Origin of the sequence: Microvirga sp. Mcv34 (assembly GCF_024519725.1) — a bacterium.
Classification (GTDB): domain Bacteria; phylum Pseudomonadota; class Alphaproteobacteria; order Rhizobiales; family Beijerinckiaceae; genus Microvirga.
The window spans coordinates 45,031-68,176 of the sequence record NZ_JALJRK010000013.1 but is presented as its reverse complement, the minus strand read 5'-3'; the positions used below and the strand labels follow the sequence as shown (position 1 = coordinate 68,176).

The window sequence follows — 23,146 nt, the reverse complement described above, 5'->3', positions numbered from 1 at the left end:
GGCCGAGGGCACCAACGACCTGATCCGCGACGGCGCCACCCTCTGTGCGGGAATCGACCACGTGACCAGCGTCCTGGAGCCGCTGATCGCCTCCGGGCCGGATCTCGACCGGGGCGCCGAGGAGCCGCACCACGTCATTGGGGTCGAGGAACTCTGGGACGAACTGGACCTGCCCGACGTGATCCGTCCGCCTGTAAGGCCGGTCGCGCCCGATGCGGGGTTCGAGGAGGAGAGCAGTGAAGCTGAGGCCGATCTGATCGCGTTCCTCGGACCGTCGCCGGTGGCCGTCGACGATCTCGTCCGTCAGTCGGGTCTTCCCATCCGCAACGTTCAGATGGCCCTGCTCGAGCTGGAAATGGCCGGGCGCCTCGAACGCCATGGCGGCAATGCGGTGTCGCTCATCATCGGGCGCTAGCCCTTCAGGGTATCCCTGTCCGCTGCCTGCAGGGCCCTGATGGCCTCCAGCCGTGCCATGTCGAGGAGATAGGCCAGGAGATCGAGCTTGGTCTCGCGGGCGAGAGAGGACAGCTCGGCCGAAAACTCGGAAATATATTGGGCCGTTTCCTGGGTGGACATGCTCCCTCGGCTCGCGAGGGCAACCTCCGGCTCGTTCGGTGCGTGAACACTCGGGGAGTTGGTCGGGGGCTTTGACATTGAGGCTGCCGCTGTCTCCTTGTTTCAATATGCATAGATAGCAGCACAACCAAAAATAAGACAAGAGATAACTATTTAACTATAGGTTGTATAGGCTCGTCGGGGCGGAGATCCATGGTAGCATCGGGCCCGCAACGGCCCTGACCGGGAGCTGGAAGACGGCTCCCAAGATGTCGGCATCCATCCACCTGAAATCGGCCGAAGCCATCGACAGAACGTGATTATGCTTGCATGGAGGCCCGACCTCCCACTTCGGTCCTATAGTCCGCGTAAACTCCGAGGCTTCGATGATCCATGTGACGAATTCCATCGCGCTCGATGAAGCCGAGCTTCAGGAGAGTTTTATCCGTGCATCGGGGCCAGGCGGTCAGAACGTCAACAAGGTCGAGACGGCCGTCCAGCTGCGGTTCGACGTGCGCAATTCGCCTTCGCTGCCCGACTATGTAAAGGAAAAGCTGGTGAGGCTTGCCGGAAAGCGGCTGACGAACGAGGGCGTTCTGATCATCACGGCCCAGCGCTTCCGCACCCAGGAGCGCAACCGGGAAGACGCGGTGGAGCGCCTGGTCGACCTGATCCGCCAGGCGACCGAGCGGCCCAAGATCCGCCGTCCCACCCGGCCGACCCTTGCCTCGAAGAAGCGCCGGCTGGAGGCGAAAGGGCGGCGGTCCGACATCAAGAAGGGGCGCAGCGGTAAGCCCGGCTTTGATTGAGGCGTTATCCCTGGAGGACGATGCCGCCCATGCCCAGGAGGTCGGCGAAGACGGCGAGCACGACCCCGAGGCCGACGAGGATGAGGCCGGTGAGGAAGAACCGGATCGACCGGTTGTAGCGCTTGAGCTGAAGCGAGGAGACCAGCAGCAGGTCCGCCAGCGCCTTCACCTGCAGGGCGAGTCCCACGGTGATCAGGGCCACCGAGACGAGGTCCGAATGGGTCCATTCGCCGGGAACCGCCGACCAGCGGCTCAGGAACCCGAGGGAAAAGCCGACGACGACACCGATGGCCGTGATGGAGCCGTTGCGGAAGGTGGAGTCGACCCGTTGCGGCTCTTCGGATTCGACAGGTTCGTCAGCTTCCTTCGCCATCGCCAGACCCCATGCACAGGGAAGGACCGCCGGGTCCACACGCCATGCGATCTTATCGCAGTCCGGTGCAGGCGATGAGTGAAAACCGGCGCCGGGGCCTCACTCCGAGGGAGGATAGGCGTGCTCGCCGCCCCTGAAATCCGCGACCGTGAAGCAGCCGTCGGACCCGCGGATGGCGTCGGGCCCGATGACGGCCTTCCCGTGTCCGCCGGGGATGTCGAGGATGTAGGTTGGCTGGCAAAGCCCCGAGATCCGGCCGCGCAGGCTCGCCACCAGGGCCCGACCCTCCTCGATCGAGAGGCGGAAATGACTCGTGCCGGGGGCAAGGTCCGGGTGGTGGAGGTAATAGGGCTTCACCCTCGTCTCCACGAAGGCGCGCATGAGGGCGGCGAGCGTGTCCGGATCGTCGTTGATCCCTTTCAGCAGGACCGACTGGCTGATCATCACGACGCCCGCATCCACGAGCCGGGCGCAGGCCGCGCGCGCCTCGGGCGTCAGCTCGCGAGGATGGTTGGCGTGGAGGGCCACATAGGCGGTCTTGCCGCTCGCCTTCAGGGCTGCGATCAGGGCCTCGTCGATACGCTCCGGCTCGACCACCGGCACGCGCGTATGGAAGCGCACCACCTTCACGTGATCGATGGCGGACAGCCGCTCCATGATCTCGGCGAGGCGACGGGGCGAGAGCATCAGGGGATCGCCTCCGGTGAGGATCACCTCCCAGATCTCCGGGTGATCGGCGATATAGGCGAAGGCGCGGCCCATCGCCTCCGGCGAAAGGGTGCCGAGCCCCTGCGGGCCCACCATCTCGCGGCGGAAGCAGAAGCGGCAATAGACCGGGCAGACATGCACGGCCTTGAGCAGTACCCGGTCGGGATAGCGATGCACGATGCCCTCGACAGGGCTGTGCGCCAAGTCGCCGATGGGATCCGCGCGCTCCTCCGCCGTGACCGTCAACTCCGCCGGATCGGGCACGAACTGGCGCGCGATGGGATCATTCGGGTCATTCAGGTCGATGAGCGCGGCCATGGCGGGGCTGATTGCGATGGCGTACCGCTCGGCCACCGCCTCGATCCGAGCGCGGTCTTCGGGCGCGACAAGGCCTGCCTCGACCAGATCGGCCGGGGTGCGGACGGGGCGGATCGCGTTCAACGGCTCGTCTCCGGTACGGGCGCCCAGATCACCTGATCGATCCGTGACGCGCCGGTGGCGAGCATCACCAGCCTGTCGAAGCCGAGGGCGATGCCGCTCGCCTCCGGCATCTGGCCCAGGGCTGCCAGGAAATCCTCGTCCAGGGGATAGCTTTCGCCATAGACCCGCATCTTTTCCGCCATCTCTGCCTCGAACCGCCGCCGCTGCTCGCCGGCATCGGTGAGTTCGCCGAAGGCGTTGGCGAGTTCCACCCCACAGCCATAGAGCTCGAACCGCTCGGCCACGCGCGGGTCGCGGGCGGTCGGGCGGGCCAGAGCCGCCTCCGCGACCGGGTACTCATCCAGGATCGTGGCGCGCCCGAGGCCGAGATGGGGCTCGACCCGTTCCACGATGACGCGGCTGAACAGGTCCGCCCAGGTGTCGTCCTCCGCCACCCGCAGGCCCGCACGGCGAAGATCGGCGGCGAGATGGTCCCGGTCCGTCGCGCCGCTTCGGTCGATGGAGGCGAGAAGATCGATGCGGGCGAAACGCTGAAAGGCCTCGGCGACGCTCAGACGCTCGGGCTCCCGGAAGGGATCGGTCTCCCGGCCGCGATAGACGAGGGTGCGGGTACCCGCGGTCTCGGCCGCGAGGCCAAGGATCTCGCCGCAATCCCGCATCAGCGTCTCGTAGCCCTCGCCAGCCCGATACCATTCGAGCATGGTGAATTCCGGGTGGTGCAGGGGGCCGCGCTCCCGGTTCCGGTACACGTGAGCGAAGCAGGCAATCCGGGTCTCGCCGGCGGCGAGCAGCTTCTTGCAGGCGAATTCCGGGGAGGTGTGCAGATAGAGGGGCGTCCGGGCCCCGTCATGGCCGATGGCCTCCGTCGCGAAGGCATGGAGATGCGCCTCGTTCCCCGGCGATACCTGGAGCGTGGCCGTATCGACTTCCACGAAATCACGGGAGGCGAAGAACCCGCGCAGGGCCGCCTGGATCCGGTTCCGGCCCATCAGGAACGGGCGCCGGTCCGCGTGGACATGGGGCGTCCACCAGGGAGAAGGGGCAGGTGCGGGCTTATCCATTCCAAAGGCGCTCGTTAAGGTCGGACTGGCGATTTGCGCGAAGATAGGCTACTTGCGGCACCGAAACAGTTTTTCGGTGCCACTGGGGGCAGGACGACCCGACCCTCACGACGCGCCCCTATCTGTCACAAGGAAAGCTTCTCGTGAAGGTCATCGCCTCTACGCTCCGCAAAGGCAATGTCGTCGATATGGACGGCAAGCTCTATGTGGTTCTCACCGCCCAGAACATCCACCCCGGCAAGGGCACGCCCGTCACCCAGCTCGACATGCGCCGCATCTCCGATGGCGTGAAGGTCTCCGAGCGCTACCGCACGACCGAGCAGGTCGAGCGCGCCTTCGTCGAGGACCGGGAGCACACCTTCCTGTATCAGGACGGCGAGGGCTTCCACTTCATGAACCCGGAGACCTACGACCAGGTGGTCGTGCCGGAGGACATCATCGGCGACCAGAAGGCCTATCTTCAGGAAGGCATGGCCGTGATGCTCTCGACCCACAACGGCGTCGCGATCGCCATCGAGCTGCCGGCCCGCGTGACCCTCGAGATCACAGAGACCGAGCCGGTCGTGAAGGGCCAGACGGCCTCCTCGTCCTACAAGCCCGCCATGCTGTCCAACGGCGTGCGCACCCTCGTGCCGCCCCACATTCAGGCCGGCACCCGCGTCGTGATCATGACGGAAGACGGCTCCTACGTGGAACGCGCGAAGGACTAAGGGAGCGTCCTCTTCTCGAACGGCATCACCGGTCTTGTGCCGGCGATTTCGGTTGGAAAGGCACCGCGCTTCACAGCATCGGGATGGCCGGGACAGGCCCGGCCATGACGAAGGCAGTATCCAAACAGACCTTGAAGGGCAGGAGGTTTCGGTGGAGGCTCACCGGAAATCCTGCCCTTAAATTTTTGGAGTCGAACGATTTCATGACGTCCGGTCTCGTAAACCCCATCAACCCACTCGTTGCGGACGTGGGAAGCCCTCCGATCCCAGAGGCGCAGAGCTGGACTAGGCGCTACGACGGCTCGTTCGGGCCGCTGATCAACCTGTCCCAGGCTGTTCCGGGCAATGCGCCCCATGCCGGTCTGCTGGAGCGGATGGCCGCCGCCGCAGGTTCGGCCGCGGGTTCGCAATACGGGCCGATCAACGGCGACCAGGACCTCCGGCTAGCCTATGCGGACGATCTTTCGCGCCTCTATGAGGGCAGTATCGCCCCGGAGGACACGGCGATCACGGCCGGCTGCAACATGGCTTTCTTCGCCGCCATGATGCTGCTCGCCCATCGCGGCGAAGCGGTGCTGCTGCCGACACCCTGGTATTTCAACCATCAGATGACCCTCGAGATGCTGGGCATCGAGCCGCGCCCGCTGTCCTGCCGCCCCGAGCATGGTTTCGTGCCTCGGGTGGAGGATGCGGAGGCGTTGATCGACGGGAATGCGCGGGCCATCGTGCTCGTCACGCCCAACAACCCGACCGGGGCCGTCTATCCCGCCCATGTCATCGAAGCCTTCGCGCAGCTTTGCCGCAAACGCGGCATTTATCTCGTGATCGACGAGACTTACCGGGATTTCCTGCCTCAGGGTATGAACCGCGCGCACGGGCTGTTTTCAACTGAGGAATGGCGGGACACGGTGATCCAGCTCTATTCCTTTTCGAAGTCCTACGCGATCCCGGGGCACCGCACAGGCGCCATCACGGCGGACGCCAGGCTCGTTGAGCAGATCGCCAAGATTCTCGACTGCATCCAGATCTGCGCCCCACGGACCGCTCAAGCGGCGCTGCCGTGGGCCATCGACGCCCTGCGCGACTGGCGCGAGGACAACAGGGCCGAGATCAACCGGCGTGCACAGGTTTTTCAGGAGGCTCTCGCGCCTCTGCCGGAATGGAAGATCGAGTCGGTCGGCGCGTATTTCGCCTATCTGCGCCACCCCTTCTCAGGTGCCAAGGCGCAGCAGGTGGCGGAAAAGCTCGCCACGGAACGGGGCGTTCTGTGCCTTCCGGGGAGCTATTTCGGACCCGGTCAGGAGGGGCATCTGCGCGTCGCCATCGCCAATGTGGGAGCCGATGTCCTGAGCGGCCTGACGGAGCGTTTTCGCGGCCTGTCGCTCTGACCCTCCCCGTGAGGATGAGGCACAATCTGCGGACCCTGCCCTTGGCAGGACGGCAGGGCGACGGTTACTCTCTCCTGCAAACAAGGCAGCCGACACGGGTGCTTGGGGATTCGTTTTGACCGTCAAAGTGGACGTGACAGCAGAGCCAGGAGACCGACATGCGGAGCCGTTGGACGGTTCCGCAAACGCCGCGGCCTTGGTTGCCGAGCGTCCCCAGCCGGTGCGGTCGGACTATCGGCGGCGCTCTTCCAAAAGCTACGCGGCGCTCGATCTCGGTACGAACAATTGTCGCCTTCTCATTGCGGAACCTGCGCATTTCGGCTTTCGCGTCGTCGATGCTTTCTCGCGCATCGTGCGGCTCGGCGAGGGCCTTGGCCGCGGCAATCGCCTGAGCGAGGACGCCATTTCGCGAACCATCGATGCGCTGCGCGTGTGCCGTGAGAAGATGGCCGCGAAGGATGTCACGCGGGCGCGCCTCGTGGCCACGGAAGCCTGCCGGCTGGCCGAGAACGGCCCATCCTTCATCGAACGCGTCCGCGACGAGCTCGACCTGGAGCTCGAGGTTGTCGATCGCAAGACGGAGGCTTATCTCGCCGTCACGGGCTGCGCGTCGCTGGTCGATCCCAAGGCCCATTCCGTCATCGTGTTCGATATCGGAGGCGGCTCGACCGAGATCGCTTGGCTCGACGGCCAGGCGCCGCACGCCTTCGCCGATCCCTGCAAGCGCATCCGCGCATGGGATTCACTGCCCGTCGGGGTGGTGACGCTGGCTGAACGCTATGGCGGGATCGACGTCACGCCCGAGACCTTCGAGGGCATGGTGGAGGAAGTATCCGAGCTTCTGCTCGATTTCGCGCTCGTCGCGGCCTCGGCGGGGCGGGCGCACAACTTCCATCTGCTCGGAACCTCTGGAACCGTCACCACGGTCGGGGGCATTCACCTGGGTCTTGCGCGCTACGACCGTCGTCGTGTCGATGGGATGTGGATGCGCAACGGCGAGATCTCGACGGTGATGCAGCGTCTGCTGCATTCGGACTTCACGCAGCGGGCCGAGAATCCCTGCATCGGCAAGGATCGAGCCGATCTGGTTCTCGCGGGCTGCGCCATTTTGGAAGCGATCCGGCGGGCCTTTCCGTCGGAGCGCCTGCGCATCGCGGATCGCGGACTGCGCGAAGGAATTCTGATGAAGATGATGCGAGAGGATTCGGTGTGGCGAGGGGGCCAGCGGTGAGCGCCAAGACAGGTTCCGGCGTCCGCAATCTCAAGCAGCGTGTGAAAACCGCCAACAAGCGCTCCCTCTCGTCTCAGAAATGGCTGGAGCGCCAGCTCAACGACCCTTACGTCGCCCGCGCGAAGCGCGAGGGCTACCGGTCGCGGGCGGCCTTCAAGCTGATCGAGATCGACGACAAGTACAAGATCCTGAAGCCCGGCCAGCGCATCATCGATCTCGGCGCGGCGCCCGGCGGCTGGTCGCAGATCGCCGCCAAGAAGGTGGGGCCGAACGGAAAGATCGTCGGCATCGACCTTCTGCCCATCGACCCGATGGCCGGCGTCGAGTTCATTCAGCTCGACTTCCTGGACGAGAGCGCCCCGGCCAAGTTGATCGAGATGCTCGGCGGCCCGGCCGATGTGGTCATGTCTGACATGGCGGCCAACACGACCGGACACAAGAAGACCGACCACCTGCGCATCATCGGCCTCGCCGAGGCGGCGATCTATTTCGCCCGCGAGGTCCTCGCGCCCGGCGGCGCCTTCGTGGCAAAGGTGTTCCAGGGCGGCACCGAGAACCAGCTCCTGGCCGATCTCAAGCGCGACTTCGCGGTCGTGCGCCATGTGAAGCCGGCGGCGAGCCGCGCCGATTCGGCGGAACTCTATGTGCTGGCTACCGGTTTCCGGGGACGGGCGGACGAGACGCCGGCCGCCTGACGGGTTCCTGCCCGACGGCTTTCGATCACAGGGAAACGACCATGGCACCGCATAAGATCGGCATCATCGGCCTCGGCAAGATCGCGCAGGACCAGCATCTGCCAGTTATCAAGGCCAATCCCGATTTCGAGCTTCTGGCCGTCGCGAGTCAGCGCGGTCTCCAGCCGGACGAGGCCAAGTACAGTTTCCAGGATTACCGCGACCTCCTGAAGATCCCGGAGGTGGAGGCGGTGTCCATCTGCACGCCGCCCCAGGTCCGCCACCAGATCGCCCGGGATGTGCTTCTGGCGGGAAAGAGCGTGCTGCTGGAAAAGCCGCCTGCCGCGACCCTGAGCGAACTCGAGGATCTCAAGGAACTCGCCCAGAAGGTGGGCAAAGTCGTCTTCACCACTTGGCACGCCCAGTACAACAAGGCGGTCGAGGAGGCGAAGAAGGCGCTCGCCGGCTGGACGATCAAGCGCCTTCTCGTGACCTGGAAGGAGGACGTGCGGCACTGGCACCCGGGGCAGCAATGGATCTGGCAGGCCGGCGGCTTCGGCGTGTTCGATCCGGGCATCAACGCGCTCTCCATCGTGACCCGCATCATGCCCGAGCCGGTCTTCATCAAGACGTCGAACCTCGAGTTTCCCGCCAACCGCGATGCCCCGATCGCCGCGCATCTCACGTTCTCCATGAGCCACGGCCAGGGCGACCTGGAGGCGGTGTTCGACTGGCGCCAGACCGGGCCTCAGACCTGGGACATCGAGGTGGAGACGGAAGCGGGCCTCGGCCTCAAGCTCACCCATGGCGGAAGCTGCCTCGAAATCGGCGGCCGGCAGGTCGTGCAGGAGGAGCCGCAGGAATACCAAGGCATCTATCGCCGCTTCGATGAACTGCTGAATGCCGGCCGGTCGGAAGTCGACGATGCGCCGTTCCGCCTCGTGGGGGATGCGTTCATGGTCGGAAAACGTGTCCAGGTGGACGCGTTCGAGGATTGAGCGGAGCCCTTGCAGGGAACATTACCGGCCCCTCCGACATGGTTTAAGGGCTCGCCTGTCGAGCCACGACAGGAAGCGCTGCCTTAAGGCGTGCAAGGAGCGTTGCCCCGACCTGCGAGCCCGTTCATTCGGGAGGTTGATCATGCAACGGCGTCTCATCGTGTCTGCCATCCTGGCGGGCACCGCAGGACTGATCCTTTCCCATCTGACACCTGCCTCCGCCCTGACGATGAAGGAGTGCAGCGCCAAGTATAGGGCCGCTCAGACGGCCGGAACGCTCGGCTCCACGTCCTGGAACGACTTCCGCAAGGCGCAATGCGGCTCGACGGCAGCGGCGGCTCCGGCGGCAGCCAGTCCGCCGGCTCCGGCAACCACGGGAGCCGTCGCGCCCCAAAGCCGTGCCACCCCACCCGCGGCGCGGCCCGCAACCTCGACGACGCGCGGCAACGTAGTGTTCCCAACCGCCCTTTCGTCGAAATACTCGACCGAATCCGCCGGAAAGGCCCGGATGCACACCTGCCTCGATCAGTACAAGGCCAATGAGGCGGGCGGCGGAAACGGCAATGGCGGCTTGAAATGGATCGAGAAGGGCGGCGGCTACTATTCGCAGTGCAACGCCCGCCTGAAGGGCTGACGAGAACGCCAGCGGCCATCATTCCGGGCCACTTGCGGTGAGCCCGGAATGATGGATACGCCCGCTAAGCCAGGTGCTTCTTGAGAAACGCCACCGTGCGGCCCCAGGCCAGATCGGCCGCTTCCTTGTTGTAGCGGGCGGCTCCAGTGTCGTTGTTGAAAGCGTGGTTGGCGCCCTCGTAGACGTAGATCTCATAGGTCTTTCCGGCCTGCTTGAGGGCCGCTTCGTAGGCCGGGATACCGGCATTGATCCGATCGTCGAGGCCGCCGTAATGCAGCAGCAGCGCGGCATTGATCTTAAGCACGTCCTCGGCTTTAGGCTGGCCACCGTAATAGGCCACGCCCGCATTCAGGCCGGGCTCGTTGACGGCGAGGTTGTTCACCGCGCCGCCGCCCCAGCAGAAGCCGATGGCCCCGACCTTGCCGTTCCCGTCCGGTAGCCCCTTCAGGTAGGCGACCGCCGCCTTGCCGTAGGCGATCACGTCTGGGGCCTTGAGCTGGCCGATCATATCGCGGCCCTTGTCCTCGTCGGCGGGCGTGCCGCCCATCGGGGAGAGGTAATCGAGGCCGAGCGCGATGAAGCCCTGGGTCGCCACGCGCCGGGTGACGTCCTTGATGTGAGGGTTGAGGCCCCGGTTCTCATGGATAACGATGACGGTCGGCAGCTTGCCCGTGGCATCCTTCGGCTTCACGAGATAGCCTTTCAGCCCCGGAATGCCCGGAATATCGACCGTCTCGGCGGTGATCCTCGGATCGTTCTCCTGAACGGTCTGCGCCATGGCATAGTTGCTCTGCAGGACCGAAAGCAGGGTCGTGGCGGCGGCGGTGCTGCCAGCCAGGGCGGCAAGCCTGTCGAGGAAGGTGCGGCGGCTCAGTCCGCCATGAGTGAAGTCGTCATAAAGGTCGATGATGCGCTGATCCACGGGCGGCCTCCCAAGCACCGGATTCGTCCGGTGCGTTTGTTTGCGACGGGAGGGTAGCGCAGCCTAGCGGCCTGAAATACCGTCCCCGAGGCCGGAGGAAGCGGGTTTCCCCTTCACAATCCTGTGTCCGGACATCTCGGCGCCGGCCGTCGGCGACAGGCCGATGAAGACGAAGCCGGCCAGCGCGGATACGGTCGCGACCGCCCAGAAGGCCGGGCCGAAATCAGAGGCCGTGATGGCGGGATTGCCGTCCAGGCTTGCCGCCGTCTCCAGCACGAAAGCTCCGAAGGCCACGCCGATGCTAAGCGAGACCTGCTGCAGGGCACTCGACAGGCTGGTGGCGTAGCTCATCTCCCGGTTGGAGATCTCCGCATAGCCGATGGCGTTGAGGCTGGTGAACTGAAGCGACCGGAAGCAGCCACCGACCAGCAGGATGGCCATCATGAGCCAATGGGGCGTCTCGGGCGTGAAGAACCCGTTGGCGGCCACGAAAGCCGCCCCGATGAAGGCATTGATCGTCAGGAGCCGCCGGAAGCCCGTCCGTTCCAGGATGCGCTTGGCCATGGTCTTCATGAACAAGGCACCCACGGCCGCGATGAAGGTGAGTGAGCCGGATGCCAGCGGGCTCAAGCCGAAGCCGACCTGCAGCATCAGGGGCAGGAGGAATGGAATCGCCCCGATCCCGATGCGGAAGAGGAACCCGCCTACCACGCTGATGCGGAAGGTCGGGATCTTCAACAGGCTGAGACGCAGGACCGGATGGGGCGTGCGCCGCGCGTGCAAGACGTAGAGGACAAGACAGATCGCGCCGATCACGACGCAGCCGAGCGAGATCTCCTCCGGGATCAGGTGTCGCCCGCCCGAGGCGAAGCCGAGCATGAGCAGCGCGAAACCGAAGCCGGAGAGCAGGAACCCGATGAAGTCCAGCGGCGGCGTGTCCTCTTCCTTGATGTTCGGCACGAACATCGTGGCCATCACGATCCCGATGATGCCGATGGGGATGTTGATGAAGAAGATCCAGCGCCAGTTGAAGAACTCGGTGATGAAGCCGCCGAGCGGCGGGCCGACGATGGGGCCGACGAGGGCCGGGATCGTCAGGGTCGCGAGCGCCTGCACGACCTCGCTGCGTGGCACGCTCCGCAGAAGCACGAGGCGGCCCACGGGCACCATCATGGCTCCGCCGGCGCCCTGTACGAACCGGGCGATTACGAACCATTCGAGGGAATTGGCGGCCGCGCAGGCGAGCGAACCCGCCATGAACACCCCGATGGCGGTGGTGAAGATCGTGCGCGCCCCGTACTTGTCCGCCATCCAGCCCGAGATCGGAATGAAGATGGCAAGGCTGACCAGATAGGAGGTGAGGGCCAGCTTGAGGGCGATCGGATCCGTCCCCAGGCTCTGCGCGATCATCGGCAGGGAGGTGGAGATCACGGTCGAATCCGTGTTCTCCATGAACAGGGCTGTAGCGATGATCAGCGGGAGAAGGCGGGATTGACGCATGACTCGTGGGACTTAGCGCTCGGCAAGGCCATTGCAAAGAGCAAAAGGGCGCAAGGCAGGTCTTCTGGAGAAGCGGCACTCGACCCTTTGCTAATTGACATGCCCGTGCTACGGACCCGTGCCAACTCGCCAAAGCGTTATTCCATTTAATCCGCACCCCCTGAAGGAGTTGGTCATGGCCTCTATATTCGCCGATAAGTTCATCGAAGGACTGACCTTCGATGACGTGCTCCTCCGGCCCGGCCGCTCCGAAGTCCTGCCCGGCGACGTCGACGTGGCGACCCGGCTGACCCGGACGATCCGTCTCAACATGCCGATCATCGCTTCCGCCATGGATACGGTGACGGAAGCTCGCATGGCCATTGCCATGGCCCAGAACGGCGGCCTCGGCGTGATCCACCGCAATCTCGAGCCGGAAGCCCAGGCCGAGCAGGTCCGTCTCGTGAAGCGTTACGAGTCGGGCATGGTGATGAATCCGATCACAATCCACCCTGACGAGACCCTGGCCGAGGCTCTTGCCATGATGAAGCATCACGGCATTTCCGGCATTCCGGTGGTGGAGCGCGGTCCTGGCGGCACGAAGGGCAAGCTGGTCGGCATCCTGACCAACCGCGACGTGCGCTTCGCCAACAATCCCGGCCAGAAGGTCTCCGAGCTGATGACCAAGGACCGCCTGATCACGGTCCGCGAGGGCGTGAGCCAGGACGAGGCCCGCCGCCTCCTGCACCAGTTCCGCATCGAGAAGCTCCTGGTCGTCGACGATCATTACCGCTGCATCGGCCTGATCACCGTGAAGGACATCGAAAAGCAGGTCGCCTACCCGAACGCCGCCAAGGATGCGCAGGGCCGGCTCCTAGTCGCCGCTGCGACGACCACGGGCGAGCAGGGCTTCGAGCGCGCCGAGCGCCTCATCGATGCGGGCTGCGACGTCGTGGTGGTCGATACCGCCCACGGCCATTCCGTGAAGGTCCTGGACAGCGTCACCCGTGTGAAGAAGCTCTCCAACGCCGTTCAGGTGGTGGCCGGCAACGTGGCGACCCGGGAAGGCGCTCAGGCGCTGATCGACGCGGGCGCGGATGCCATCAAGGTCGGCATCGGTCCGGGCTCGATCTGCACGACCCGCATCGTGGCGGGCGTCGGCGTGCCCCAGCTCACGGCTATCATGGAGGCGGTCGAGGCCGCCTCGCAGGCCGACGTGCCGGTGATCGCCGACGGCGGCATCAAGTTCTCGGGCGATCTCGCCAAGGCCCTCTCGGCCGGCGCCTCCTGCGCCATGGTGGGTTCGCTGCTCGCGGGCACGGACGAAACCCCGGGCGAGGTCTTCCTCTACCAGGGCCGCTCCTACAAGTCCTACCGGGGCATGGGCTCGGTCGGTGCCATGGCGCGCGGCTCCGCAGACCGCTACTTCCAGGCGGAGGTGCGCGACACCCTCAAGCTTGTGCCGGAAGGCATCGAGGGGCAGGTGGCGTACAAGGGACCCGTCTCGGCCGTGCTGCACCAGCTCACCGGCGGCCTTCGCGCCTCCATGGGCTATGTGGGCGCCGGGACCCTGCCGGAATTCCAGGAAAAGGCCAAGTTCATCCGCATCACCAGCGCGGGTCTGCGTGAAAGCCACGTCCACGACGTGACGATCACCCGGGAGAGCCCTAACTACCCGACTCGTAGCTAAGCTTCAGTCGAGTTCGCACCCATGAGCATCACCGCCATCCTTCTCCCCGTCTACGTCCAGGTCGCGATGACCGTCCTGCTGCTGCTCTGGATGGGCAGTTCACGGCTGGGCAGCCTTCGGGCGGGGCACGTGAAGGTCAAGGATATCGCCTTGGGCGAGCGAAACTGGCCGACGCGCATCCTGCAGGTCCAGAACTCGTACCATAATCAGTTCGAACTGCCGGTCCTGTTCTATGTGCTGGTGATACTGGCGCTGATCACCCGCAAGGCCGATATGCTGTTCGTGGTGATGTCCTGGATGTTCGTGGCGAGCCGCCTCGTCCATGCGGCCATCCACACGACCTCGAACAAGGTGTCTCAGCGCTTCATGGCGTTCGTGGTCGGGGTGCTGATCCTGGTCGCCATGTGGGTCATCTTCGGCATTCGGGTGCTCGCGGCCGAGACTGGGGTCTAGGGGAGGGGCGGGATGAGCGTCGCGCCCATCCCGCGCATCGCATTAGTACTTCCGACCGCTCTCGAGCTGCGTCTTGGCATCCATCTGCTTCGCCGGGGGCGGGGTGAGGTCGGCAGCCGGGGCTGTGGCGCAAGCGGCGATGGTCAGGGTGAGGCCGACGGCAACGAGGCCGCGGGTCAGTCGGGTCAACATAGAGAGTGGCTCCAAAGAGGAAACGTGCGGACTGCACGCACCCTCACCATCCACTCCCGATGCGGACGAAAAATAGGTAACAATATGTCGTTTATACGGCCAAGCTTGAGTGTGCTTTTTCGATGACACCTGCAGCCCGCATCTCCGCCGCCATCGAGGTCCTGGCCGATATCGAGGCCCGCCGCCGTCCGGCGACCGAGGCCCTGAAGGATTGGGGCCTGTCCCATCGCTTCGCAGGCTCCAAGGACCGGGCCGCCATCGCGAGCCTCGTCTACGACGCCCTGCGCCGGAAAGCTTCCGCGACCTGGATCATGGGCGAGAACACGCCCCGCGCGGTCCTGCTCGGCATGCTGCGCCTGCAGCGCGGTCTCGGCCTTGATGCCATCGCGGCGCTCTGCTCCGGCGAGCGCTTCGCGCCCGAACCGCTCTCGGCTGACGAGCGCGCGCGCCTGGAGAACGCCGATCTCAGCGGTGCTCCGGCCTCTGTGGCAGGTGACTTCCCAGACTGGATCGAGCCGTCGCTCCAGGGACTCTTCGGCGAGGATCTCGTGGCCGAAATGCAGGCGCTTGCGACCCGCGCCCCGCTGGATCTGCGGGTGAACACCCTCAAGGTCTCCTCCCGCGAGGAGGCGCATGATGCCCTTCCGCATCTCGGCGCCGTCGAGACGCCCCTCTCGCCGCTGGGCCTGCGGATCGCGCCGAGCGAGGACGGTCGCGGGCCGGCCGTGCAGTCCGAGCCCGAATTCCTGAAAGGCTGGATCGAGATCCAGGACGAGGGCTCGCAGCTCGTGGCGCTGCTCTCGGGTGCCAAGCCCGGCGAGCAGGTGGTCGATCTCTGCGCAGGCGGCGGTGGCAAGACCCTGGCGTTGGCGGCCATGATGGAGAACCACGGCCAGATCTACGCCACCGACAACGATTCCCGCCGCCTCGCGCCGATCCACGACCGGCTGGCGCGGGCAGGGGTGCGCAATGTCCAGGTCCGCACGCCTCGGGCGAAAGCCGATGCGGTGACGGATCTCGACGGAAAGATCGACTGCGTTGTGGTGGACGCGCCCTGCACGGGCGTCGGCACCTGGCGGCGCAACCCGGATGCGAAATGGCGCCTGCGCCCGGGCAGCCTGGAGACCCGGCGCAAGGAACAGGAGGCTGTTCTCGAGCGGGCGGCCCGGTTGGTAAAGCCGGGCGGCCGCATCGTCTACATCACCTGTTCGATCCTGCGCGAGGAGAACGATGACGCGTTGGCGGCCTTCATGGCCCGTCATGAGGGCTTCAAGTCCGTGCCGGCTGACAAGGCGCTGGAGGCGGCGCAGCTCGGCCAGCTGAAGACCCGCGTGCGCCCGACCGCCCACGGGCTCCAGCTGACCCCGCACAAGACCGGGACCGACGGCTTTTTCGCCGCGATCCTGGTGCGAAACCCATGAAAAGCCTCATATTCCGATTGTCGATCCGACCTCGAAGGCCGTAAGAACCCGCCATGACCCAGACCCACGACAAAATCCTCATCGTCGATTTCGGCTCCCAGGTGACCCAGCTCATCGCACGGCGCGTGCGCGAGGACGGGGTCTATTCGGAGGTTGTGCCGTTCCAGAAGGCCGCCGAGGCGATCCGGACCATGAAGCCCAGGGGCGTGATCCTCTCGGGCGGGCCGGAATCGGTGACGACGGATGCCTCGCCCCGGGCGCCCCAGGAGCTCTTCGACACGGACCTGCCGGTCTTCGGCATCTGCTACGGCCAGCAGACCATGGCGGCGCAGCTCGGCGGCGAGGTCGAGAGCGGACACCATTCGGAGTTCGGCCGCGCCGAAGTCGAGGTGCTGACCGAGAGCCCGCTGTTCCAGGGCGTCTGGCAGGTCGGCAAGAAATATCCCGTGTGGATGAGCCACGGCGACCGGGTCACCCGTCTGCCGGCAGGCTTCGAGGTGCTGGCGATCTCCGAGAACGCTCCCTTCGCGGCCGTCGCCGACGAGGCGCGGAAGTTCTACGCCGTGCAGTTCCACCCCGAAGTGGTGCACACGCCGCAGGGCGCCCAGCTCATCCGCAACTTCGTGCGCGACATCGCCGGCTGCAAAGGCGACTGGACCATGAAGGCCTTCCGTGAGGAGGCCATCGAGCGTATCCGCGCCCAGGTGGGAACCGGCCGGGTGATCTGCGGCCTGTCGGGAGGTGTCGATTCCGCCGTGGCCGCGGTGCTGATCCACGAGGCCATCGGCGACCAGCTCACCTGCGTGTTCGTCGACCATGGCCTGCTGCGCGCTGCGGAAGCCGAGCAGGTGGTCACGCTCTTCCGTGACCATTACAATATCCCGCTCGTGCATGTGCAGGCGCAGGATCTGTTCATCGGCGCTCTCGAAGGTGTGTCCGACCCGGAGGTCAAGCGCAAGACCATCGGCAAGCTCTTCATCGACGTGTTCGACGAGGAGGCCAAGAAGATCGGCGGCGCGGACTTCCTGGCGCAAGGCACGCTCTATCCGGACGTGATCGAAAGCGTGTCCTTCACCGGCGGGCCTTCGGTCACCATCAAGAGTCACCACAATGTGGGGGGCCTGCCTGAGCGCATGAAGATGAAGCTCGTTGAGCCGCTGCGCGAGCTGTTCAAGGATGAGGTGAGGGTGCTCGGCCGTGAGCTCGGCCTGCCGGACGCCTTCGTGGGACGCCATCCTTTCCCCGGCCCGGGCCTCGCCATCCGGGTTCCTGGCGAGATCACCCGCGAGAAGCTCGACATCCTGCGCAAGGCCGACGCGATCTATCTCGAAGAGATCCGCAATGCCGGCCTCTACGATGAGATCTGGCAGGCTTTCGCCGTGCTGCTTCCGGTCAAGACCGTGGGCGTGATGGGCGATGCGCGCACCTACGACCACGTCTGTGCGCTCCGCGCCGTGACCTCCATCGACGGCATGACGGCAGACTTCTACCCCTTCGACATGACCTTCCTCGGCCGCGTTGCCACCCGCATCATCAACGAGGTGAAAGGCATCAACCGCGTCACCTACGACATCACCTCGAAGCCGCCCGGCACCATCGAATGGGAGTGACGGATGACGGTCACGATCTACGGCATCAGGAACTGCGACACGATGAAGAAGGCGCGTGCTTGGCTCGAGGCCCGGGGCGTGACTTACGTTTTCCATGACTACAAGGTGGATGGCATCGACCGGGCGCGTCTTGAAGCCTGGGCTCGCGATGCGGGCTGGAAGACGCTGCTCAACCGGGCCGGAACCACGTTTCGCAAGCTGCCGGATAATGAGAAGGTCGATCTTGATGAGCACAAGGCGCTCGCGCTTATGCTCGACCAACCCTCAATGATCAAGCGCCCCGTGCTCGATTTGGGCGGGCGCATTCTCGTCGGCTTCCAGCCGGAGCTTTATGACGAGGCAGTTCGGTAAAGGCTTCGGATTTCGGGTTGCCTCAGTGGGCAGTTGGACGCGATCTATCGCGGTAGCATTTGGGATCTCAGGGTCGGCGCATGCGAGGTAGCGCTTCACTCGATCGGCAAGGTGATCTCGCAGGACACACCTTCCGGGTCGTAAGCGATCCGTGCCTTGCCACCCAGCTCCGCGCCTAGTCCGCGTTCGATAAGGCGGGAGCCGAAGCCCTTGCGGGCCGGGGGCTTCACGGGTGGTCCGCCGCGCTCCTGCCAGGACAGGAGAAGCTGACGCTCTTCGCTGTCTGGGGAAGGGCTGTGCAAGTCCCAGACAATTTCGACCTCTCCGGTATCGTTCGAGAGCGCGCCATATTTCGCGGCGTTGGTGGCGAGCTCATAGAGCGCCATCGAAAGCGAAAGCACCATCCTTGGGCTCACCCGCACCTTGGGGCCGCGCATACGAACACGCTCGGGCAACCCGCCGCGATAGGCCTTGACGGCTCCCTCGATCACGGATGTCAGCTCCGCCCCCTCCCAGTTTTCTCGCGTCAGCACGTTATGGGATTGGGCCAGCGATATCAGTCGCCCCAGGAAGGCTTCATGGACGGATTTTGGCGTATCCGTGTTGCGCAGGGTATGGGCGGCAATCGATTGAACAGTGGCGAGCGTGTTCTTGACCCGATGGTTCAGCTCGTTGATGAGCAGCCGCTGCTGCTCCTCGGCCCGCACACGCTCGATGGCAACTGAAGCAAGTTGAGAAAGCTGGACGATGACGGCTTCGTCCTCGGCATCGAACTCGCTTCAATCCATTTTGTCCGAGAGCTGGATGAGCCCCAGAATTCTGTCGTCCTTCCAGACGAGAGGCGCCGCAAGCCACCCTCTCATCGGGGGATGAGCACTCGCATATTGACCGAAGCCACGCCAGCGCGGATGCGCCTCGAGTTCGGCTTGCGTCATGCGGATCGGCTTATTGGTCTCACCGATCATCGTGTAAATTCCAGAACCATGGGGAGAAGCCCTAAAGTCCTGCCATTCCTTGTATTTATCGGACAAGAGGTTGACGGCGATGAGCGAGCTCCAGCTGTTGTTTTGAAGAAATCCAACGGTTGCCTGATGCACGCCGACAATTTCCTGCGCGGCCTTCGTGACGCTGATGAGCAACTCCTCGAGCGAGGTGGCCGCCGTAATGGCGAGGGAGGCGCTGGCAAGGGCCTGCAGCCGTTCGGAGCGCTTGCGGAGCGTTGCTTGGGTTTCATCAAGCTCGAGGGCCTGGACTTCAAGGAGGGTACCAGAAGCATTCTGGCTGCTATCCAGGATAGGACACGCCCTGAAAGCCACGGGAAAAGGAGTTCCGTTCTTGTGGCGGAAAACCGCCTCTCCCCTCATCTCACGATCTCGGGGATATGGATGCTCGAAGAACGATTTGTCATGCGATGCAGGAACATCCCCATGGCCTCCGTAGAGTAGGATTTCCTGCAAAGAGCGGCCATCCAGTTCCCGCGGAGAGTAGCCTGTTAGCGTCGCGGCCGCTGCATTCATGCCAACACAGGTTTGGTTTCTGTCGATCAAGAATATTGCGGTAGATAACAGGTCGAGAGTAATCTTCAGGTCGTTAGAGATCTCCAACACCGGGTCAAAGCCTTGCTATAACGCCCCAGAATACATAATTTCTTGGATCAAACATCACATAGCATGCTTCCAAAGAAATGGTTTTGACTTAAGTCAACCTTGCCGATCTGCGTAAGTGCTTCGTTATTCTTTCGGATTGCGGATCAAAGAATACTCTTTGAGTTGTTATATCTAGCCAGGAAAACGGGCTGTTTTGTGGCGACAAAACATTATAATGGAAAGATCGCTGCCGCGGGCAATACTTCCTATGGTCGTCCGGGGCATCCTTCCGAAATGAGCAGAGTGAGCAATCCTGGGCAAAACAAAAGGCGGGCCGCAAAGCCCGCCTTTTTCGTAAACCACGTAAGCCGGCCTTACTGGATCTTCGGCGGCTCGTCGAAGTTCAGGCCGGGGAGACCGCCCGGTTCGCTGCCGGGGCCGCCGAGACCTGGGACCAGCAGCTCGTCGAGCTTTTTCTGCACCGCTGCCGGGTCGACGGTCGCGCCCGTCCCCTTGTAGTGCGTGACGATGCCTGGGAATGTGATCACAATGGCCACCATGATGAGCTGGATGATCACGAAGGGAATGGCACCCTGATAGATCTGTCCCGTGGTCACCGGCTCCATCTTCTTGCCCGTCAGGCGGTCGATGTAAGGCACCTTGGGGGCCACCGAACGCAGGAAGAATAGGGCGAAGCCGAAGGGCGGGTGCATGAACGAGGTCTGCATGTTCACCGCCAGGATCACGCCGAACCAGATCAGGTCGATGCCGAGCTTGTCGGCCGCCGGCCCGAGGAGCGGGATGATGATGAAAGCCAGCTCGAAGTAATCGAGGAAGAAGGCCAGGAAGAACACCAGCACGTTCACGACGATCAGGAACCCGACCTGCCCGCCCGGAAGCGATGTGAGCAGATGCTCGACCCAGATGTGGCCGTTCACGCCGTAGAAGGTGAGCGAGAACACGCGGGCGCCGATCAGGATGAAGAGCACGAAGGCCGAGAGCTTCGCGGTCGCCTCTGTCGCCTGCCGAACGAGGGTCCAGTTGAAGCGGGTGGGGTTGTTGTCGAGCTTGCGCTTGACGGCCGCGAGGATCACGGAGCCCAACGCGCCCATGGCGCCGCCTTCGGTCGGTGTGGCGAGGCCGATGAAGATGGTGCCCAGCACAAGGAAGATCAGCAGGAGCGGGGGCACCATGACGAAGGTGACCTGCTGCGCCATGTTGGACATGAGACGCAACCCGGTGAACCGCTCAACCACGCCGACGAAGAGCGCATAGATCGCTCCGGCGAGGATCATTTCGAAGGTCAGCGCGAGACCTTCATGACCCTGGCTGTGCAGATAGGCGTATATGCCCACCAGGATGGCCGTCAGGACCGCCGAGATCGCGATGCGCTTGGCGCCCAGCATCTTGTTCATCAGAGCGCAAATCAGAGCCACTACGGTGGCGACGCAGATCGTCAGGATGACGAAGTCGGCCCCGGCCTTGGTGCCGGTCTGCGAAAGGACGTAATAGCCGACGAAGCCCGAGAACAGGACCAGGATACCGAGCTGCCACACGCCGCGCGCGCCATCGGGTTCGCGGTAACCGATGGCTTCCGGCGGAAGGCCGGGCGCCGATTTCGGGAACACGATCGATATCAGCATGATGTAGCCGGCATAGAGCGCCGTCAGGATCAGACCGGGCAGGAAGGCGCCCTCGTACATGTCGCCCACCGAGCGGCCGAGCTGGTCGGCCATGACGATGAGAACGAGGGAGGGCGGGATAATCTGGGCGAGCGTGCCGGAGGCCGCGATCACGCCGGAGGCGACGCGGCGATCATAGCCGTAGCGCAGCATGATCGGCAGGGAGATAAGGCCCATGGAGATCACGGAAGCCGCGACGACGCCGGTGGTGGCGGCCAGCAGCGCGCCGACGAAGATCACCGCATAGGCAAGCCCGCCGCGCACCGGCCCGAAGAGCTGGCCGATCGTGTCGAGCAGGTCCTCGGCCATGCCGGAGCGTTCCAGCACCAGACCCATGAAGGTGAAGAACGGGACCGCCAGCAGCACCTCGTTCGACATGGTGCCGTAGATGCGGTCGGGCAGGGCCTGGAGAAGCGGCCAGGACAGGGTGATGGTCTCAGGGGCGTAGGGAGCGAGCTCCACGGCGATGAAGAAGAACAAAAGGCCGTTGGCCGCCAGGGCAAAGGCGACCGGATAGCCGAGGAGGAGGAAGACTACGAGCGCCGCGAACATGATCGGCGCGAGGTTCTGGGCAATCAATGCAGCCATTGATGGTAACTCCGGAAAACTTGTGACAGGCGCCGAGGGTCAGCTGACGCCGTCGCCGGGGGGTGTTCCGCCCGCGCCGGGCGTGTTGACGGTGCCGATCTCTTGAATGAGCCGCTCTGCCTCCGCGGCAGCGCTATGGTGCCCGACGGCGTCGTTCTCGTCCGCCAGCTGGCCCTTCATGATGGCGACGCGCTTGATCAGCTCGCTCAGCCACTGGAAGAACATGGAGATGAAGCCCAGCAGGATGAGGCCCTTGGCCGGCCAGATCAGCAGGCCGCCAGCATTCGAGGAGACCTCGCCCGAGCGATACGAGTTGATGAAGTAGGGGATGCACAGCCAGAGCAGCAGGGCCACGAAGGGGAACAGGAAGAAGACGTGGCCGAAAACGTCGATGCCGTCCCGGCCGCGCTTCGACAGCCTGCTCGATAGGATGTCGATGCGGATGTGCTCGTTCGCTTTCAGGGTCCAGGCGGCGCAGAGCATGAACACGGCGCCGAACAGGTACCATTGCAGCTCGAGCCAGGCGTTGGATGAGACGCCGAAAACGCGCCGGATGATAGCATTGACGGCCGAGACCAGGATGGCCACCACGATGGCCCAGGCAGCGACCTTACCGATGCGTTCATTGATCGAGTCGATGACCCGGGATAGCCCAAGAAGCGCCGTCACCTGTCTCCCCCTTGAAATTGTTGAAACGTTGCTGCCTAGCTATCGAACTTGGGGCGGCGTCGCTAGTGCCGATTAGTCTAAACAAGGTTTGCGGCCCTCCTAGCGGGGAAATTTTCGGGCTGCAAGATGGGCCATTGTTAAAAGTTTAGGCAGAATAAGGCTTTGAGCGCGATAGGAAACTTGCGGGTTCGATGTCTGGGCTTTCGGTCTTACGTCGTGCTTCCCGGTGTTCGCCCTTGGTATTCCAGGTTTGGAATGGCTATAAGTTCCTAAAACGCGGAGGTGCCCGTGACGCTGCTGATCCTCGGACTCTTGATCTTTCTCGGCATGCATTCCTTCAGCATGGCGCGCGGCCGCCGAGCCGCCCTGGTCGGGAGGATCGGCGAGGGGCCTTACAAAGGCCTCTACTCCGTGGTGTCCCTGCTCGGCATCGTGCTGATCGCCATCGGCTTCGGCCACTACCGCGCCAACGGTTATATTCCGGTCTGGGAGCCGCCGGTCTGGACGCGACACCTCGCCCTTCTCCTGGTATGGCTCGCCTTCATCTGCCTCGCGGCGGCCTATCTCCCGGGACGGATCAAGGCGGGGCTCAAGCACCCCATGCTCGCCGGGGTGAAGATCTGGGCCGTTGCGCATCTTCTCGCCAACGGCGATCTCGGTTCGATCCTCTTGTTCGGCTCCATCCTGGTCTGGGCGGTACTGGCCCGCATCAGCGCCAAGCGCCGCGACGTTGCGGCCCAGCACGGGGGCACTGCCACGCCTGCGGGCTGGCGCAACGACGTCCTGGCACTGGTGGTCGGAACGATTGCCTATCTGGCCTTCGCATTCTGGCTGCATCCGTGGCTGATCGGTGTTCCGGTCCTGCCCGTAAGGGCATGAAGCCTCTCGCCTTGTGCGGTCGCTTATGTTAGGCGACCTGCT

The 23,146-nt window shown here is 64.2% G+C and carries 25 protein-coding genes and 1 pseudogene; 14 read left to right on the top strand and 12 right to left on the bottom strand.

Features of this window, described 5'->3' with window-relative positions; genetic code table 11:
- Positions 1-415: pseudogene (locus OC446_RS09910) on the top strand (DNA-protecting protein DprA); the annotation flags it as partial.
- Here OC446_RS09910 and OC446_RS09905 read toward each other — a convergent pair.
- The gene (locus OC446_RS09905; RefSeq protein ID WP_262028865.1) at positions 412-576 is read right to left on the bottom strand and encodes a hypothetical protein; all 165 of its coding nucleotides are present in this window, start codon (positions 574-576) and stop codon (positions 412-414) included. The pseudogene OC446_RS09910 and the gene OC446_RS09905 sit on opposite strands and share 4 nt — an antisense overlap.
- A gap of 365 nt (positions 577-941) precedes the next feature.
- Here OC446_RS09905 and arfB point away from each other — a divergent pair, with 365 nt between their 5' ends.
- A complete protein-coding gene (gene arfB / locus OC446_RS09900) occupies positions 942-1,364 on the top strand; it encodes an alternative ribosome rescue aminoacyl-tRNA hydrolase ArfB (RefSeq protein ID WP_262028864.1) in 423 nt (140 codons plus the stop codon).
- Between the two features lie 4 nt (positions 1,365-1,368).
- Here the strand turns inward: arfB and OC446_RS09895 are convergent, their stop codons facing one another.
- The 3 genes from OC446_RS09895 to epmA form a co-directional block, all read right to left on the bottom strand.
- On the bottom strand, positions 1,369-1,737 hold the full coding sequence (locus OC446_RS09895; RefSeq protein ID WP_262028863.1) for a hypothetical protein: 369 nt from the start codon (positions 1,735-1,737) through the stop codon (positions 1,369-1,371).
- A gap of 99 nt (positions 1,738-1,836) precedes the next feature.
- Positions 1,837-2,886, bottom strand: coding sequence for a lysine-2,3-aminomutase-like protein (locus tag OC446_RS09890; protein WP_262028862.1), 1,050 nt, complete (start codon positions 2,884-2,886; stop codon positions 1,837-1,839).
- A complete protein-coding gene (epmA, locus tag OC446_RS09885) occupies positions 2,883-3,947 on the bottom strand; it encodes an EF-P lysine aminoacylase EpmA (protein WP_262028861.1) in 1,065 nt (354 codons plus the stop codon). The genes OC446_RS09890 and epmA overlap by 4 nt, the downstream gene beginning before the upstream one ends.
- Positions 3,948-4,135: 188 nt before the next feature.
- On the opposite strand from epmA, the gene efp reads away from it, so the two are divergent.
- A complete protein-coding gene (efp, locus tag OC446_RS09880) occupies positions 4,136-4,657 on the top strand; it encodes an elongation factor P (protein WP_245272918.1) in 522 nt (173 codons plus the stop codon).
- Positions 4,658-4,727: 70 nt separating this feature from the next.
- Here the strand turns inward: efp and OC446_RS09875 are convergent, their stop codons facing one another.
- The gene (locus tag OC446_RS09875; protein WP_262028860.1) at positions 4,728-4,862 is read right to left on the bottom strand and encodes a hypothetical protein; all 135 of its coding nucleotides are present in this window, start codon (positions 4,860-4,862) and stop codon (positions 4,728-4,730) included.
- Here OC446_RS09875 and OC446_RS09870 point away from each other — a divergent pair.
- The 5 genes from OC446_RS09870 (at position 4,861) to OC446_RS09850 (ending at position 9,582) form a co-directional block, all read left to right on the top strand.
- Positions 4,861-6,045 (top strand): aminotransferase, encoded by a 1,185-nt coding sequence (locus OC446_RS09870; protein ID WP_262028859.1) that lies wholly within the window; start codon positions 4,861-4,863, stop codon positions 6,043-6,045. The two genes, OC446_RS09875 and OC446_RS09870, sit on opposite strands and share 2 nt — an antisense overlap.
- A gap of 115 nt (positions 6,046-6,160) precedes the next feature.
- A complete protein-coding gene (locus OC446_RS09865; RefSeq protein ID WP_410055050.1) occupies positions 6,161-7,276 on the top strand; it encodes a Ppx/GppA phosphatase family protein in 1,116 nt (371 codons plus the stop codon).
- A complete protein-coding gene (locus OC446_RS09860) occupies positions 7,273-7,971 on the top strand; it encodes an RlmE family RNA methyltransferase (protein ID WP_262028858.1) in 699 nt (232 codons plus the stop codon). Before OC446_RS09865 ends, OC446_RS09860 begins: the two co-directional genes overlap by 4 nt.
- A 41-nt stretch (positions 7,972-8,012) precedes the next feature.
- Complete coding sequence (locus OC446_RS09855) at positions 8,013-8,948, top strand: Gfo/Idh/MocA family protein (protein ID WP_262028857.1); 936 nt, start codon at positions 8,013-8,015, stop codon at positions 8,946-8,948.
- A gap of 136 nt (positions 8,949-9,084) precedes the next feature.
- A complete protein-coding gene (locus tag OC446_RS09850; RefSeq protein ID WP_262028856.1) occupies positions 9,085-9,582 on the top strand; it encodes a hypothetical protein in 498 nt (165 codons plus the stop codon).
- 64 nt (positions 9,583-9,646) lie between these two features.
- Here OC446_RS09850 and OC446_RS09845 read toward each other — a convergent pair whose 3' ends face one another.
- The gene (locus tag OC446_RS09845; RefSeq protein WP_262028855.1) at positions 9,647-10,504 is read right to left on the bottom strand and encodes a dienelactone hydrolase family protein; all 858 of its coding nucleotides are present in this window, start codon (positions 10,502-10,504) and stop codon (positions 9,647-9,649) included.
- Positions 10,505-10,567: 63 nt separating this feature from the next.
- The gene (locus tag OC446_RS09840) at positions 10,568-12,004 is read right to left on the bottom strand and encodes a DHA2 family efflux MFS transporter permease subunit (protein WP_262028854.1); all 1,437 of its coding nucleotides are present in this window, start codon (positions 12,002-12,004) and stop codon (positions 10,568-10,570) included.
- Positions 12,005-12,179: 175 nt separating this feature from the next.
- Here OC446_RS09840 and guaB point away from each other — a divergent pair, with 175 nt between their 5' ends.
- Entirely contained in the window at positions 12,180-13,673 is a 1,494-nt protein-coding gene (guaB, locus tag OC446_RS09835) for an IMP dehydrogenase (protein ID WP_262028853.1), read from the top strand.
- 21 nt (positions 13,674-13,694) lie between these two features.
- Positions 13,695-14,126, top strand: coding sequence for an MAPEG family protein (locus OC446_RS09830; RefSeq protein WP_262028852.1), 432 nt, complete (start codon positions 13,695-13,697; stop codon positions 14,124-14,126).
- Between the two features lie 42 nt (positions 14,127-14,168).
- Here OC446_RS09830 and OC446_RS09825 read toward each other — a convergent pair whose 3' ends face one another.
- Positions 14,169-14,318, bottom strand: a complete 150-nt coding sequence (locus OC446_RS09825; RefSeq protein ID WP_262028851.1) for a hypothetical protein — start codon at positions 14,316-14,318, stop codon at positions 14,169-14,171.
- 122 nt (positions 14,319-14,440) lie between these two features.
- On the opposite strand from OC446_RS09825, the gene OC446_RS09820 reads away from it, so the two are divergent.
- The 3 genes from OC446_RS09820 to OC446_RS09810 are packed head-to-tail and all read left to right on the top strand — an operon-like array spanning position 14,441 to position 17,700.
- Entirely contained in the window at positions 14,441-15,739 is a 1,299-nt protein-coding gene (locus OC446_RS09820) for an RsmB/NOP family class I SAM-dependent RNA methyltransferase (protein WP_262028850.1), read from the top strand.
- A gap of 53 nt (positions 15,740-15,792) precedes the next feature.
- Complete coding sequence (guaA, locus tag OC446_RS09815; RefSeq protein ID WP_262028849.1) at positions 15,793-17,349, top strand: glutamine-hydrolyzing GMP synthase; 1,557 nt, start codon at positions 15,793-15,795, stop codon at positions 17,347-17,349.
- 3 nt (positions 17,350-17,352) lie between these two features.
- Entirely contained in the window at positions 17,353-17,700 is a 348-nt protein-coding gene (locus OC446_RS09810; RefSeq protein ID WP_262028848.1) for an ArsC family reductase, read from the top strand.
- Positions 17,701-17,795: 95 nt separating this feature from the next.
- Here OC446_RS09810 and OC446_RS09805 read toward each other — a convergent pair whose 3' ends face one another.
- The 4 genes from OC446_RS09805 to OC446_RS09790 all read right to left on the bottom strand — a co-directional run bounded on the left by OC446_RS09805 (position 17,796) and on the right by OC446_RS09790 (position 22,225).
- Positions 17,796-18,407 carry a sensor histidine kinase gene (locus OC446_RS09805; RefSeq protein WP_262028847.1) on the bottom strand — a complete coding sequence of 204 codons (612 nt, stop codon included), beginning with the start codon at positions 18,405-18,407 and terminating at the stop codon, positions 17,796-17,798.
- 72 nt (positions 18,408-18,479) lie between these two features.
- A complete protein-coding gene (locus OC446_RS09800; RefSeq protein ID WP_262028846.1) occupies positions 18,480-19,307 on the bottom strand; it encodes a PAS domain-containing protein in 828 nt (275 codons plus the stop codon).
- A gap of 353 nt (positions 19,308-19,660) precedes the next feature.
- Positions 19,661-21,556 carry a TRAP transporter large permease subunit gene (locus OC446_RS09795; protein WP_262028845.1) on the bottom strand — a complete coding sequence of 632 codons (1,896 nt, stop codon included), beginning with the start codon at positions 21,554-21,556 and terminating at the stop codon, positions 19,661-19,663.
- Positions 21,557-21,595: 39 nt separating this feature from the next.
- Positions 21,596-22,225 carry a TRAP transporter small permease subunit gene (locus OC446_RS09790; RefSeq protein WP_262028844.1) on the bottom strand — a complete coding sequence of 210 codons (630 nt, stop codon included), beginning with the start codon at positions 22,223-22,225 and terminating at the stop codon, positions 21,596-21,598.
- Between the two features lie 288 nt (positions 22,226-22,513).
- Here OC446_RS09790 and OC446_RS09785 point away from each other — a divergent pair, with 288 nt between their 5' ends.
- Positions 22,514-23,104 (top strand): NnrU family protein, encoded by a 591-nt coding sequence (locus OC446_RS09785; protein ID WP_262028843.1) that lies wholly within the window; start codon positions 22,514-22,516, stop codon positions 23,102-23,104.
- Positions 23,105-23,146: the final 42 nt, after the last annotated feature.

What these genes read in the sequence shown, in the direction of transcription:
- OC446_RS09905 (WP_262028865.1), bottom strand. Translation starts at nt 576, where the DNA reads ATGTCCACCCAGGAAACGGCCCAATATATTTCCGAGTTTTCGGCCGAG.
- arfB (WP_262028864.1), top strand. Translation starts at nt 942, where the DNA reads ATGATCCATGTGACGAATTCCATCGCGCTCGATGAAGCCGAGCTTCAG.
- OC446_RS09895 (WP_262028863.1), bottom strand. Translation starts at nt 1,737, where the DNA reads ATGGCGAAGGAAGCTGACGAACCTGTCGAATCCGAAGAGCCGCAACGG.
- epmA (WP_262028861.1), bottom strand. Translation starts at nt 3,947, where the DNA reads ATGGATAAGCCCGCACCTGCCCCTTCTCCCTGGTGGACGCCCCATGTC.
- efp (WP_245272918.1), top strand. Translation starts at nt 4,136, where the DNA reads ATGGACGGCAAGCTCTATGTGGTTCTCACCGCCCAGAACATCCACCCC.
- OC446_RS09870 (WP_262028859.1), top strand. Translation starts at nt 4,861, where the DNA reads ATGACGTCCGGTCTCGTAAACCCCATCAACCCACTCGTTGCGGACGTG.
- OC446_RS09875 (WP_262028860.1), bottom strand. Translation starts at nt 4,862, where the DNA reads ATGAAATCGTTCGACTCCAAAAATTTAAGGGCAGGATTTCCGGTGAGC.
- OC446_RS09855 (WP_262028857.1), top strand. Translation starts at nt 8,013, where the DNA reads ATGGCACCGCATAAGATCGGCATCATCGGCCTCGGCAAGATCGCGCAG.
- OC446_RS09840 (WP_262028854.1), bottom strand. Translation starts at nt 12,004, where the DNA reads ATGCGTCAATCCCGCCTTCTCCCGCTGATCATCGCTACAGCCCTGTTC.
- guaB (WP_262028853.1), top strand. Translation starts at nt 12,180, where the DNA reads ATGGCCTCTATATTCGCCGATAAGTTCATCGAAGGACTGACCTTCGAT.
- OC446_RS09830 (WP_262028852.1), top strand. Translation starts at nt 13,695, where the DNA reads ATGAGCATCACCGCCATCCTTCTCCCCGTCTACGTCCAGGTCGCGATG.
- OC446_RS09825 (WP_262028851.1), bottom strand. Translation starts at nt 14,318, where the DNA reads ATGTTGACCCGACTGACCCGCGGCCTCGTTGCCGTCGGCCTCACCCTG.
- OC446_RS09820 (WP_262028850.1), top strand. Translation starts at nt 14,441, where the DNA reads ATGACACCTGCAGCCCGCATCTCCGCCGCCATCGAGGTCCTGGCCGAT.
- guaA (WP_262028849.1), top strand. Translation starts at nt 15,793, where the DNA reads ATGACCCAGACCCACGACAAAATCCTCATCGTCGATTTCGGCTCCCAG.
- OC446_RS09810 (WP_262028848.1), top strand. Translation starts at nt 17,353, where the DNA reads ATGACGGTCACGATCTACGGCATCAGGAACTGCGACACGATGAAGAAG.
- OC446_RS09795 (WP_262028845.1), bottom strand. Translation starts at nt 21,556, where the DNA reads ATGGCTGCATTGATTGCCCAGAACCTCGCGCCGATCATGTTCGCGGCG.